Source organism: Aquimarina algiphila (assembly GCF_007489275.1).
Taxonomy (GTDB): Bacteria; Bacteroidota; Bacteroidia; order Flavobacteriales; family Flavobacteriaceae; genus Aquimarina; species Aquimarina algiphila.
Window position 1 is genome coordinate 111,175 of record NZ_VLNR01000011.1, and the last position, 13,554, is coordinate 124,728.

Annotated in this window: 13 protein-coding genes; all 13 read right to left on the reverse strand. The window is 36.2% G+C overall.

The features are described from left to right. Positions 1-58 precede the first annotated feature (58 nt). Positions 59-1,165 (reverse strand): hypothetical protein, encoded by a 1,107-nt coding sequence (locus FOF46_RS07305; RefSeq protein ID WP_143915995.1) that lies wholly within the window; start codon positions 1,163-1,165, stop codon positions 59-61. 68 nt (positions 1,166-1,233) lie between these two features. Further along, the gene (locus FOF46_RS07310; protein WP_143915996.1) at positions 1,234-2,319 is read right to left on the reverse strand and encodes a phage baseplate protein; all 1,086 of its coding nucleotides are present in this window, start codon (positions 2,317-2,319) and stop codon (positions 1,234-1,236) included. Between the two features lie 180 nt (positions 2,320-2,499). Beyond that, positions 2,500-6,699, reverse strand: coding sequence for a baseplate J/gp47 family protein (locus FOF46_RS07315; protein WP_143915997.1), 4,200 nt, complete (start codon positions 6,697-6,699; stop codon positions 2,500-2,502). A gap of 22 nt (positions 6,700-6,721) precedes the next feature. After that, positions 6,722-7,144: a hypothetical protein gene (locus tag FOF46_RS07320; RefSeq protein WP_143915998.1), complete on the reverse strand. Its 423-nt coding sequence runs from the start codon at positions 7,142-7,144 to the stop codon at positions 6,722-6,724. Between the two features lie 22 nt (positions 7,145-7,166). Continuing rightward, positions 7,167-7,583 carry a GPW/gp25 family protein gene (locus FOF46_RS07325; RefSeq protein WP_143915999.1) on the reverse strand — a complete coding sequence of 139 codons (417 nt, stop codon included), beginning with the start codon at positions 7,581-7,583 and terminating at the stop codon, positions 7,167-7,169. Next, the gene (locus FOF46_RS07330) at positions 7,573-7,779 is read right to left on the reverse strand and encodes a hypothetical protein (protein WP_143916000.1); all 207 of its coding nucleotides are present in this window, start codon (positions 7,777-7,779) and stop codon (positions 7,573-7,575) included. Before FOF46_RS07330 ends, FOF46_RS07325 begins: the two co-directional genes overlap by 11 nt. Before the next feature lie 8 nt (positions 7,780-7,787). After that, entirely contained in the window at positions 7,788-9,470 is a 1,683-nt protein-coding gene (locus FOF46_RS07335; RefSeq protein WP_143916001.1) for a phage baseplate assembly protein V, read from the reverse strand. A 3-nt stretch (positions 9,471-9,473) separates the two neighbouring features. Next, positions 9,474-10,193, reverse strand: coding sequence for a CIS tube protein (locus tag FOF46_RS07340; protein WP_143916002.1), 720 nt, complete (start codon positions 10,191-10,193; stop codon positions 9,474-9,476). 2 nt (positions 10,194-10,195) lie between these two features. Next, the gene (locus tag FOF46_RS31435) at positions 10,196-10,357 is read right to left on the reverse strand and encodes a DUF5908 family protein (RefSeq protein ID WP_160114369.1); all 162 of its coding nucleotides are present in this window, start codon (positions 10,355-10,357) and stop codon (positions 10,196-10,198) included. Between the two features lie 3 nt (positions 10,358-10,360). Further along, positions 10,361-10,849, reverse strand: a complete 489-nt coding sequence (locus FOF46_RS07345; RefSeq protein ID WP_109438879.1) for a phage tail protein — start codon at positions 10,847-10,849, stop codon at positions 10,361-10,363. A gap of 10 nt (positions 10,850-10,859) precedes the next feature. After that, positions 10,860-11,303, reverse strand: a complete 444-nt coding sequence (locus FOF46_RS07350) for a phage tail protein (protein WP_167571768.1) — start codon at positions 11,301-11,303, stop codon at positions 10,860-10,862. Between the two features lie 108 nt (positions 11,304-11,411). Continuing rightward, positions 11,412-11,885 (reverse strand): phage tail protein, encoded by a 474-nt coding sequence (locus FOF46_RS07355; protein ID WP_109438881.1) that lies wholly within the window; start codon positions 11,883-11,885, stop codon positions 11,412-11,414. Between the two features lie 34 nt (positions 11,886-11,919). Beyond that, positions 11,920-13,551 (reverse strand): phage tail sheath family protein, encoded by a 1,632-nt coding sequence (locus FOF46_RS07360; RefSeq protein WP_143916004.1) that lies wholly within the window; start codon positions 13,549-13,551, stop codon positions 11,920-11,922. Positions 13,552-13,554: the final 3 nt, after the last annotated feature.

The window sequence follows — 13,554 nt, forward strand, 5'->3', positions numbered from 1 at the left end:
ATTGTTGTTCGTATTTCTACAAAATAATATGTATCTATTGCTGTAGCTTTTGAAATGATTATAATTTCATGATGTATGCCAGAACGAAATATGGAGGTCGGTTTTCATGAGCTTTATTGCCACCTGTTGATTGTAAATTTGCTTTGGCAGTTTTAATAGAAACACCTGTTTTATTGCTCTGAATTGTTCCAAAATTATTTAAGGCAAACTCTCTACCACTGCCAGTATTATTATCCATTGTATCCGTGGTATCCTTATTGGTAAATCTTACTAATCCATTAAAATTTCCATGATTATGGTTATGACCTGGATCATTTACTCCATGTGTATGACCATTATCTAAATGAGTATGACTTGGCATTTGTGCTTGAGTAAGGGTTACTTCATTTGCTCCTCCTTTTTTCCCAATTTGGTATTCTGGATTGTTCTTTTCCATTCCCACAATAAATCTCCCGGATAAATCTGGAGTGTTATTAGTTCCATCACACAACACCCAACCTTTTGGGATATCTTGTCCAGACCACATAGAAATGAGACCTTTAGGTAAACGTGTATCTACATATGTTTTTACTGCTTTTTGTGTGGGAAGTTTATCATGACTAGTTGCTGTATTATCTAGTTCGTCGTTATCAGAAATATTAGATGCTTTTAGATCTCCTTCTACTTGCAAAGTACCTTTTACAGCAACTCCTTCTTTTTTAGAAACTTTAAAAATAGTAGTAGGCGTATTTGTAGTATCAGTTATAGAAATTAATGGAGTTGTATCTTTTCCCTCAATTGTAAGTTTGGCAGTTGGTTCTATGGTTCCTACACCAACATTTCCATCTCCTGATTTAATAAACAGTCTACTTTGTCCAGTTATATCTTTGATATTAAAACCTGGTTGATTGCTATTGGGCGCATCAGAATTTACTCGAGGATTTAAGTTAATAGACCATTGCGGATTATCATCGCTTAAGTTTTCATATATATCCAGCACCTCTTGTGTACCTACAGTCTCTCCTTCTGCTTGTACAGATAGCGGATTGCCCTGTACTTTGGCAATACCATCCTCTGCCTGGTTAAGCCCTGCTTCTATAAAATCAGCAAACTCTTCTTGTGTAGGTTTGTCATTGATCTTAAAATATGATTTGAGCTCTGTTCGGTTTTTCTTATTGATTTCCACGATGTATATCTATTTTGATTTATGACTATTTGATTGCAGGGATCTGATTTTATATTTTTTTAGTGTCACTATAACTTCATGATATATGCCAAAACAAAGTAAGGAGGTCGGTTTTCGTGAGGTTGATTTCCTCCGGTTTTGTTTGTAGTAAATGAATGTTTGTGTTTACCAGCAGATTTGGTTTTAGTATTTAATGTGCCATGTGTTTCCCCGTCCATAGTAATTGTTTTAAGACCATTACCGCTATCATTTCCTGAAGCTGGGTGCGATATGTTATGTACGTGATCTCCAATTTCTGAAGTGTTTCCTGTATGATTGTGGGCAGGCATTTGACTTGCATTAAGTGTTATTTCATCCTTTCCTCCTATTTTACCCACTTGGTATTCCGGATTTTCCTTATCGAATCCAACAATGAATCTACCTGATAAATCAGGGGTTCCCTGGACTCCATTACATAAAGCCCATCCTGTGGGGATGTTTACTATATTTCCTGACCACATAACGATGACACCTTTGGGCATCCGAGTATCTACATAGTTCTTTACGGCCATTTGCGTAGGAATTTTTTCGTGACTTGCTTCTTCTTTATCCAGGTCTACACTTGAAGAAATATTATCTGCCTTTAGGTTTTTTATGGTAATATCACCTTCTACCAATAAAGCTCCCTTTATAGTAACCCCTTCTTTTTTTGAAACCTCAAAAATTGTAGTACGATTGTTTGTAGTATCAGTTACCGATAATAATGAAGGTATATTTTTCCCTTCTATGGCAAGTTTAGAAGTTGGTTCCAAGGTTCCAACACCTACATTGCCTTCTCCTGATTTGATAAATAATCTACTTTGCCCGGTTGCATCTTTAATATTGATTCCGGGTTGATTGCTTGTCGGTTCATCAGAATTTACTCTGGGATTGAGGTTAATAGACCATTGCGGATTGTCATCTGCAAAACTTTCATATAGATCTAGTACCTCTTGCGTACCTACCCGCTCTCCTTCGGCCTGTATGGATATGGGATTTCCCTGCACTTTCGCTATACCGTCCTCTACCTGATTTAATCCGGCTTCTATAAAATCGGCAAACTCCTCTTGTGTAGGTTTGTCATTGATCTTAAAATATTCTTTGAGTTCTGTTCGGTTTTTCTTATTGATTTCCATCAGGTTATTTTTTTTATTCTTTCTATTTTTTTATCAATTATCCATTGTTTTAAAGTTGATAAAACAAGTCTAATTTAATTTTTGACTTTTCTTCAAAATATCTTCGGCAGCAATTCGACAAGCTTAGTGTGACAAATCAGACTAAGACGAGCATTTTCTATTTTTACCTACTTAATAATTTTATCGAACTATAAAATCTTTATTAATTTCCATATAGTTAATTCCCTCGAAACTGTCTTCTTCAAATCCACCTTCATTCACTACGTATACTTCGTGTATTTGCGCAGCAACCATGATCATATTAGGTTTGGAGGGGATAACAATAGTTTTTCCGTCATTTAGGCTTCGTACATCGTTAAAGGTCTCTCCATCCTCACTCTGAAACAATTTAAGATTAGCTACATAATCGATATACGGTCTTTCTGCAATAAAATTGATGATCACACTGGCATGAAGTGATCCTCCGATCTGTATATCTCTATCTTCACCATATGCCCATGGTGACATAAAGCGTTTGATCTCTTCTATCAACTTGTCTTTATAAAAATCTTCATCGTATCCTTCGTAAAATTTCACAATACACTCTGTAGATACTTGCAGGTACAAAGGATTTGTTACTACTATATCTGCATAGCTAGGCGCATGCATTTGTGCATATTTTTCAATCTGAAACAGGGTGTCAGCCGCTACCTTTGGAGCAAAGGGGTCGAAGGGTAATTTTCCTTTAATATCTGGTACCACAATCACATCTACTCCTCCTGTTCTATCTTCTGTCGGAAGACACTTGGTTTTGTATATCTGAGGAAACTGATTCAATATTAAATGTTCATAATCCCACATTGTAAGTGCCCTGTTTTTATGTCGTAACCGTTCGCTAACACGTTTGTATAATGCATCTCCGTTTTCGGCTGGTTTTCCTTTGCTAGAGGTAAAGGGTTGTGTAATCTTGGCAACCTCCCGTATTGGATTAAGCACTTCTGTAATCGTATCGATGGGTAAGGGATTTTCGAAATGTGCGGGATCTACTTCTACACCAGAAAGTGTAGCACTTAATACTTGACTTCTAATATCAATAGTATCCGATATACCATTTATATCTTTAAAAGCACATATTTTAATCCAATGCAAGTTGTTAGGCATTAAGGTACCACCAGTAGTCGTATCTGAAGGTATTTTTATTTTTACGACCCCTGTATTTACTAATCCATTAGTTGTATCTTCTAAAATTTCAGTAGGTGTTAAATCAATCCATTCATTATTTCGAATATAACTCCACTGCAATTCAGGTTTTTGAATATCGGGATCAGCACTCCCTTCTGCCATCTGAAACAAAATAGATAGTATCTGTGGCGCTTTCAATTGATCGATTCCCAGATACAACGAACCTTCATCTGTATAAACAGGTATTAGATTTGCCTCGTTTCCTGGGGATATAAGGTCATATCCAAACGGATGTATATGCCAGATCTTGTTTGTGCTTTTTGAAGACTGTACATCTGCTGTGATATCTGCACAAGCTATATAAGAAACTCCTAGTTTTTTTAGCTTAGGCTGATATGGCAAATTAATCCGTAAATTTTTTATTTCTTCTTTTCCGGATAATGCTTGCTTTGTAAATAAGGTATTATATGCTGTATGCTGAAAATTTACAGGTGTTAGTTCTATTCTAAAATATCGCTCCCACGATACTACCTCCTCTTCATCCATCTCGATATCAAAACGCTCTTTGTATTCATAATCCGGACTTGTTTCTTTCATTCTAGAAGGTATATCCGTAATCGGAATGGCACCTTCTTTTGTAAACAAAGGGAAACCTTCTGATACTTTATTTCCTTCAGTATTTTCTATCATAGTAGATAATAACACTTCTGCATTGCGATCATGAAAAAATACATCCGCTTTAAAATCACTGTCATCTTCAATAATTGCAGCATTTGTTGCCAGTCGTTGTTCGATGAGTTTAGAAAGCTCTTCTTCATTAAGTGCTGCAAGTTCTTCTTCTGTATGATTGGCCTGTATTAACCAATAATTTTTATAATATTCTGTAAGAGATTTGGGTTGTTGTACCCATTCCAGCTCCAGATGTAAGTCTTTTATTCTTTTCTGAGCTATTTCGTCATTTGCAATATAGAAACTACTTTCTATTTCTGGTTGAAATCCAAAAGGCTCAAAAGGTTTTTTGGTATCAATGGTATTTTGATCGTTCTGTAAAATACTCTGTTGCATTCCCTGTACATCTACCTTGATATGTGCTTTTTGTAATCCAAGGTTTATTAAATGTTGATAGCCGCTTCGGTAGTATTCTTCCCCTTTATTTTCTTCTAAAAAATGATGAAGTGTACATACCAACGTTGGATGCTCTGATGCTACAAAAGAAGAAGATCCTGACCCAAAAGGTGTAACTGGTGAATCATTATCCTGAAGTTGTATTTTAATTTTTAAGGAATTCAGATACACCTGATCTGGTGCATATTTTTGTGCTTTCTCGACATTCTTGTCAATCAATCCTACTTCTTGAACCTCTAGTATCGAAGTATCCTTAATCCCTATAATTTTATATATTTTTTGAGTGGTATCTACAATGTATTTACCCACATCTGTGATATCAAAGCTTTGATTATCGATGCTAGTAATCGTAGTGTCATTTACTATAATATCTAAAGGAATTTCTGAAGTCGCCCCTACATAATCCCCTAAGGAATAGGCTACTTTATTAGGTGTAAACCACTGTTCATTACTACTAAGGTAGGTCTGAAAGGGATCGTTTTTATCAAAAATCGACTGCAAGCTTTCTATCGTACGATTTTCTTGTCCCAGATCTAGTAGTATCTCAATAGTACGTTTACCATCTTGGAGCAGTAAGGTAGGAGAACTTATAGCAAAACCAATCTCAGATGGTTTTAGGGAATGATCAGATATACCGGATTGTCTATTACCAAACGTCTTAAATCGCTTACTTTCGGCTTCTTCATCGTATTGGCTAAAAACAAATTCTTTTGCATCTGTTGTTGCATAAATATCTGATAACTTTTCTATGCTAGGTGGAAATATAGAGACCGATCGTATCTGACGTTCAGCGAATTCTAAAATACGATACACTTTATCCCTATCTTCTTTAGGAGCCTTAGGATCTGCTTGGGTTTGCATGACATGTATAAAATCAGGCTTCTCTAATTGCAGTTCTACTTTCACATAGTCTAATGCTCTTTCTGCTTTTTCATCTGTAGTCTGTATATCTTCAAATATCTGCTCTAACAAAGCTTTTTCTCCGTTATATAATGGCAATGCATCTCCTGGATTTGGATTTCCATATACTTTTCTCAACATTACATCAAATCCTTCAATATCGTTTAATTCTCTAAGGTTTTGTTCTCTTTGATGTATGATTTTGTTCTTATAAGCTTGTTCTAAATGCTTATATACAGGCTGCCAATCTGTAAGGCCCTCTTCTTTTTCTTCTTGATGTTTTAGAAAAATAGTATCAAAATGATCTTTCTTTAAAAATAATTCTTGGGTTACATAGGTAATCGCAGCTGTATTTTCTTTTTTTACTTCTTCATTCAGCTGAAAAATATCAGTAATCCGATCCTCTGGAAAATCCGGAAGGGCATCTCCAGGGTTCGGGTGTCCCAGAGCCATTTCTATCATATCAATAAACGCTGCATCCTTGGTCTTATCACGTTCTTGATGTACCTTTTGGATGGTAAGAAATTCTTTTGTTACAAAAACATTTTTAAGCTGTGTGATTTGAGCCTTGCTAATTACTGTATCTTCATTAGTGATGTACTGCAATTGATTACCCGAAGCATCTTCTCCAGCCTCTAATACCGTTCCCTTGTTTACTTCTAAGAATTCAGTATTCTCTTCTAACTCTAATAATACATTGACCACATCTGGCACTGCTCCTTTTATACTCAATCCGAGACGTTCTCTAAAATAAAAATCAAGATGTCTTCCTGTAAGTCCATTCATTTTGGATTTCACATGATTTAATAACTTTAAGAAAGTCATAAACAGTGCTACATGAGGTTTGGATAGTTTGGCTTTCTTTTCTGAATCGTTATAAAAACGTTCAGGATTTTCTACATATGCAGCTAATAGATCAGCCCACCGTTTTTGTTGAATCCTTCTTTCTTCCGGAGAATTTTGGTTAAATGTTTGCGGATCGTCAATTAAAAAAGACTCCCAAGTAGTAGTAGGTCTGTTTTCTGTATCAAAAAACTGAAGTTCTTTGGCTATACGTTGTGCTTCGGTAATCAGTTCTTCGATGCTACGATCTTCTATCGCTACATAATCTGGACGAATCGCATCTGTATTACGATCCTGCTGACTGGTTCCGTCTCTAAGGAGTATATTATCTGAATTTTGAATATGAGTCATTGTTTCTACTACTTTACTAGGTTTAAGTGGCTTGTATTTTTGTATTCGTAGGTATTAATTCTCCTTGTCCGGGATACATCGGCACAGGGTCTGGTGCGTTCGTTGGAGGCGGTTGTTTTGCCTGTGTTGTAACTTTGAACTCAGCTATAAACATATTCCCTTTCAGAATAATACTTTTAGTACCACTTTTACTTTTTTTTGTTAATTGATCTGAACCTAATTTTTTTATGATTAAAGTTCCTTGACCTGGAACTATAAAGGGAGGTGCTACATATGAACAATTGGTCACTTCTACTTTTGCTTCATCACCGTCTACACAAACTTTTTTTCCTTTAATGGTTGCCTTTCCTGAAGCTACCATTTTTCCTGGTTGTACACTTACCAAGGCACTCCCAAATACAGGAAGAAAATTAACCTGATCACCATCTATAATTATTGCATCCATTTTTTTGTTTTGTAATTTCTTTTTAAAGATCAAATGCCACAGTGGCTGCTTCATTAACATAGAAGGGATACACCAGATTAAATCGATTGTTAGTCGTTCGGACTATATAATCCACAGCGATCTGCACCATGCCTTTTTCCGGATCTATGTCTGCGACGTCTACTGCATTTACCTGAATTCTTGGTTCATGTAATAATAGTGCCCGGGATACCATATTGCTCAATTCGGTAGCAAATCGCTGATCCATTTCCTCAAACAAAAACTGAGTAAGATCACATCCAAAATCAGGATGCATCATCCGCTCATTTAAAGAAGTAGACAGTAAAATCTGAAGACTTTGTTTGATATCTTCTTCTCCTGATGTAAGTCCAACATCTGCACCACCTCCTGAAAAAGATGGAGGGAACGCCCAACCGTTTCCTAAAAATTTATTGTCCATCTTTTACCGATATTTTGGATGATTCACTATTTGCCATCTGGCTATTATCATCATAGGATTTTAATTGCGAAGCTCCTTGTTGTTGTATTTTCTCTATAAGTCCTGCTACCTTGATATACGGCTGTTGACCAAGTACAGCAAGTACCGTATTGGTTTCTGAGACGGTTAATTCGAGTTGTATATTATTTTTATCCATATGTATACTTATATTAAATCCACCTTTTTCCCTTTGATTTTAATTTTCCCTTTAGCATTAATACTAAGATCTCCCTTAGCATCTATCATGAAATCTTTAGCACTCATCAACTTGACACCATTTTTGCCTAACTCTATTATATTTCCGTGAGCATCTTCTATATTAATCTTCTTTTCTTTTTGGTTGATACAAATGGTCTGTTCATTTGTATGGTCTGTATCTGCGGTAGATAAGGTTACAGTCTCTTTTTCTTTATCAAAAAGAAGTTGAAAATTAGACTTAGTAAAAATTCCCTGGTACGTATTTTTTTTCTTTACTGTATTAGGCACTTTATTACTATGCATTGCTCCCAATACAATGGCTTGTCTAGGATCATCATTTAAGAAACCTATCACCACACGATCTCCTTTTTCTGGGGGGAAGAAGATTCCATGATCTGCTCCCGCATCCAACGAAGTAAACATCGCCAACACCTCACTAGGTTTTCCTTCTTGATGAAATGCCGGTATATGTACCTGAAGCCTGAAGCCATGATCTGCATCTTCGATATGACCTAAAACAGTACCAATCTGCAGACCATTTACACCTGGAAGCAATCCGGCTGCTTGTGTTTCTATAACATCTGATTGAGCGCTAAACCAGTTTGCATCCATACCTATTTGTAGATAGGTATACCATCCTGAACCCATAACAAACGCATGACGAACACCTGTGGTGATGTGATTTCCGTTAAATCGACTTACATTTTCAATTTTTATAGTCTGTCCTACCTTAAGCTTTCCATTTCCATCAATTCTAATGGTTCCCTGTACTGCAGAAAGTCTGGATTTTATAAGCTGTGCATCCGACCAGGATTGAAGTTCAAAAGGATTTGCGGGCACCGGATGGATCAATTGTGCTTCTGTAGCTCCCACCGTATCTGATAACATCGGTACATCATACCCTATGCTTCCTAACGTTTGTTCTTCGGCTTTTTTAGGAAAACTTAATGCCAATTCTTCGCTCTTGGTATCTAAGCCAAACGTATGAATCTTCTCATATTGCCCCTGACTACTCAATTTTAAATCAAAATGTGCTAAATCGATACCAAAGGTTAAGGTAAGATCTGGATTATTGATGTTTGGTGTTTTTACCGATAGTTCCCCATTATCAACCGCTACTAGCTGCCCATTAGCTTCTGCTCTTGATATCATAAAGTCCCAATCCGACACATAGTATTGTACCATTTGCGGATGTGTATACAACGTATCATCAATTTCGTTTACTTTTAGATCTTGGTATTTGCTAATTAGATCTTTTATGATTTTAGTGTCTGTAAGATCTTTATAAACCCTATTTTTTCGTAAACTGGTCATTTTAACACAAGGATCACAAAGCTCTATGGTTAGCTCTGATTGATATTCAGATCTTTCTATTTCCTGATTAATAACAATACCTTCAAAAATCTTTTCTTCAGTAGTGTTTTTTCCTTCATATCGCATAAAGATTTCTATCAGGGATCCTGGTAAAAAAGCATCTCCATCCAGTGTTTCGAACTTTTGTTTCGCCACACAACCATCATGCAACTTCAGTTCTGCCATGGGTATTTTATTAAACTCTTTACTAGTATCCAAAGACATCAGTTGATACGTCCCCAATGGAATAACCCTTCCGTTGCTTTTGATGGTATTTGTTACTACTGTTGATGCCATATGTTATTTTTCAATTGGTGGAAAATAAATTTCTTGTCCCGGTGTAAGATTCCTAAAACTCTTAAGTTTATTAACCCGTGCTACTAATGGATAATACATAGGTGAACCATATATATCCTGACACATTAATGGTAACTGATCACCTGCTTTTACCATTCGATAATGTGTTAAATCGGGAGATTCTAATCCTAATTTTTTCTTTTGTTCATCAATTGCATCATCTTCTACAAAAGAAATATTGAGCTCTGCACGTAACGGATGTCCGCTCCTATCAAACAGGGTATAATTAATATCTAAGCTAGCCAGTCTACAATTAAAGTTTATTGTTTTCCCCCAACTCAATACCAAAAAAGGTGGTTCATGAAGTTTACCTTTGACTTTTACAATGTTTGTCAAAAAATAATCTATTTGATCTTTTACACTTTTTTGGATTCCTAATGCAAGTTTCGCTATAGTTTCCGCTCCATATTGATGTACATTAGTTCCATCAAAAATCAATTTCATTCTTACGGTAGATAATGCACTGTAGGTAAACTCAGCATCTTCCTTATTCAGAGGATTGTTAGGGTTTCTAGCAAACTTATTAGTAAAATTTTGCTGCACTGATTCTGGGTTATACATCACCTCAAAATCAAGTCCATTCGCTGTTCTTTCCTGATTATCAAAAGAGGAAATTTTAAGTTTTTGGAGTTTAAAGGGTCGTAATTTATCCAATACTGACATAGCTATCTAAGGTTTTTCTTTTTCAATATTTTTAATACCTGTTGTACACATTCCTGTACCAAAGCGTTCTGTTCTTTTCCTGCAACCTGGGATGTTTCCGTATTAGATTGCTCCGTATCTGATACTACGGCTCTAATAACGATTTCTTTGATCTCAACAGCCATCTTTTATATCCTTATAATTTGAAATCGTGTATAGGCTAACTCCATAGTGTCAATAGCTACGGTATTGGATTGCGCATCCAGATCAGATACGGACCATTTTACCGGATATGCTTTTAGAAACATCCATCCTCCTATTGGAATACCTTCTTCATTAAATACAGTAACTAATACATTGGAAGGATTAAACTTAAATAATGAAAATGTCGCATTGAATTCTAAATTTAAAGGAGAAGGAATCTCACTTGTAACATATCCTCTTTCTAACACCAAATTGTTATAATTCATCATTTTTGGTGCGCGATGCATATGTAAATTTTCTCCACCTTCATTAATAGTTTCTAACTGTACATCTGTGCTGATACCACTCACTTTTTGAAACCTGAGATCAATAGGATTGGGAACTATCCCACCTGCCAAAAAGAACACTCCAAATCTGTGTGATAACGTGGGTTCCCGGTCTGCAAAATTGATTGCTTTTAAAACATCTAACATAGTGTAATCTTTAATTGTGTTTTATTCTTAAATCGTGAGCTATCAAATTCAGACTTTCAAAGGCGATTTCACTCGCACTTGCACTGAATGATGGTGCATCTAATTTGAAAGGTAATGCTCGGGAAACCTCCCAAATTACGATGCCCATCCCAGCTTCATCACATAGTTCTATTCTGATATCTTTTTTTTCTCCAGACTTGATCCAGTCATACAGATCACTGCGACGTTTGACGATCCCTCTTTTTAAGGTGATATTAATCGGTTTTCGTTGACCTCGAATCAAATGATCCCCTACAACCCAGCTAAAGCCGTGTCTGTATAATACATGGTCATGATCAATTTCTAATCCCGAAATCTCTGAAAAAGACATGATTTCAATCCCATTAATAGTTACCTGATAATTATAAGCGGGTAAGGGATACTTTTCTATAATTCTTTGTTTGTCAATTGCCACGATTTGCTATCTTTTAGATATACATTAACCCTACACCTTTCTGAGTTGGTCTAGTATGAAATTAGAATATTACTTGTTTTACTATTTTGCTACGAATGACTTTAGCGACTATGCTTCTTCCATTGTGACTCTAGATGCCATTAGATCCAAAGATTCTATAGCCACATCGTTAGAACTAGCGTCGAAAGAAGGCGCTGTAAGTTTGGTAGGAAATGCATCGATGACCTTCCAGCTTACCACGGTACTCCCAGTTTCGTCTAAGAGATGTACTACAATATCTCTTTTGTCGATTTGGTTGAGTTGAATATCATTGATCCAATCATAAAAAACAGGAATACTTTTTCCTTTTACCAGTCCTTTTTTCATAGAGATGTTTACCGGTTGTATCTGCCCAGGCATATACATAATATTAGGCCCTACTTTACCTCCTGTAGCAAAGCTTTCTTTATAGGTATGTGTTTCGAAAGATAGTTCTAACCCTGATACTTCAGAGAAACTAATTGACTCTCCATTAATATCTACCCTATAATTATAAATAGGTAATGGATAATCTGTTTTTATTTGTGCTTTTGTTAACGCCATTTTTTTATTTTTTATATGTTTTCTTCTCTATAGATTAGGCCTCCTGTAGTTTGTGGGAGAATTTTAATATGATAAACTCAGCAGGACGTACCGCAGCAAGTCCTATTTCTGCAATCATTCTTCCATTGAGAATGTCTTCTTGTGTCATTGTTTTTCCTAAGCCGATATTTACAAAATAGGCTTGTTCTTCTGTGGCTCCTGCCAGACCACCTTGTTGCCAGATCCCGTAAAGGAAACTTTCGATCATGGCCTTTACCTTTAACCAGGTTACAGCATCATTAGATTCAAAAACAGCAAACTGAGATGCTTTTTTGGTAGATTCTTCAATCATATTGAATAATCTTCTAACTGGTACATATCGCCATTCATTAGAATTTCCGTCCAACGTACGAGCACCCCATACCAAGGTTCCTTTACCTACAAAACCACGAATGGCATTGATGGATTTACCATTATTGGAATCTATATTCAATTGTTCCTGATCCTTGGATGTTATTTTCTTTACAGGTGCTATTACTCCATTTAAACTTACATTTGCAGGAGCTTTCCATACACCTCTTTCTCGATCTGTAGTTGCGTAGGCACCTGCCACTGCTGGACTAGGAGGTAAGATGATTCGTTGTTTTGAGACTTCGCTCACTATTCTATTGTATAACTCGGATTGCGTTTCTTTGATAGCAAATAAATTAGTGTCTGCTCCATCACCTCCACTTACGACTAGATTCTCTGCTCTTGTATTCGATTTTACGAGCGCAGCGCTCTCTATTACAATAATGTCAAAATCACCCTTACCTGTAGAATCGTCCCAAGCTTCAATAACTTTAGATGCTTCTGTACCATCTCCTACATTGGTAATTGTCAATGTTGCTTCCTCAATACTAAAAGAGGGTGTATTACCAGATCCTTTGTTAATTTTTACTTTAGGATTATCTTGTGCAGCTCCGTTATATACGATAGTAATAGCTTCATCTATTTCTAGCTTAATGGTTTCTTGTGCTGAAGAACCAGAGATGATCACATTTTCTTCTTGATACTTGTACGTAAGTGAAGTCTGTAAATAGGGTGTATATGCTGCCCCGTATTTTAGGTTTTTAGTACCAATACCGTTTCTAAAAGTTGCAGCTCTTTCATCCTTATTTTGGATATCAAAAATGCAAAACCTGTCTTTTAATTCCTGGCATTGACTTAAGGCAGTTTGGCATACCAAATGATAATCAGCTGGTTCTAATTGAGTGGCTTCCCCTAACATAATTAAGGTAGGTTCATCTTCTTTACTTACCGCTTCTAAACCTGCCATAAAAGAAGCCGAGTTAGGCGTATCCTCATAGCTCCCGATTGATACAATATAACAATCCCCTCCGCCGTTTTTAAAATATAAATCAATCGCATGATACAAAGTATGCTTCGGAGGAGTAACGGCTATATCATTTATTACTCCTTCGTTTACAGTTACATTAAAAGATGCAGACTGAGCACCTCCAAAAAGCTCTTTGAATTCCAACAGTGTGGATATTCTATAGGCGGTATTTTTGATACTCTCACCATTTTTTTCGGTTTTCTCAGTATATCCAATAAAAGCAGGTACTGCTGTGGAAACTTCTGCTACAGATTGTGGTAATAGAGGTACTTCCTCTGTATACACACCTGGTGTTGAAAATTTAGACATATA

Excerpts from the sequence above, each read along its gene's own strand:
- FOF46_RS07325 (WP_143915999.1), bottom strand. The coding sequence starts at position 7,583 with ATGGACAATAAATTTTTAGGAAACGGTTGGGCGTTCCCTCCATCTTTT.
- FOF46_RS07315 (WP_143915997.1), bottom strand. The coding sequence starts at position 6,699 with ATGACTCATATTCAAAATTCAGATAATATACTCCTTAGAGACGGAACC.
- FOF46_RS07360 (WP_143916004.1), bottom strand. The coding sequence starts at position 13,551 with ATGTCTAAATTTTCAACACCAGGTGTGTATACAGAGGAAGTACCTCTA.
- FOF46_RS07310 (WP_143915996.1), bottom strand. The coding sequence starts at position 2,319 with ATGGAAATCAATAAGAAAAACCGAACAGAACTCAAAGAATATTTTAAG.
- FOF46_RS31435 (WP_160114369.1), bottom strand. The coding sequence starts at position 10,357 with ATGGCTGTTGAGATCAAAGAAATCGTTATTAGAGCCGTAGTATCAGAT.
- FOF46_RS07355 (WP_109438881.1), bottom strand. The coding sequence starts at position 11,885 with ATGGCGTTAACAAAAGCACAAATAAAAACAGATTATCCATTACCTATT.
- FOF46_RS07345 (WP_109438879.1), bottom strand. The coding sequence starts at position 10,849 with ATGTTAGATGTTTTAAAAGCAATCAATTTTGCAGACCGGGAACCCACG.
- FOF46_RS07330 (WP_143916000.1), bottom strand. The coding sequence starts at position 7,779 with ATGGATAAAAATAATATACAACTCGAATTAACCGTCTCAGAAACCAAT.
- FOF46_RS07320 (WP_143915998.1), bottom strand. The coding sequence starts at position 7,144 with ATGGATGCAATAATTATAGATGGTGATCAGGTTAATTTTCTTCCTGTA.
- FOF46_RS07335 (WP_143916001.1), bottom strand. The coding sequence starts at position 9,470 with ATGGCATCAACAGTAGTAACAAATACCATCAAAAGCAACGGAAGGGTT.
- FOF46_RS07340 (WP_143916002.1), bottom strand. The coding sequence starts at position 10,193 with ATGTCAGTATTGGATAAATTACGACCCTTTAAACTCCAAAAACTTAAA.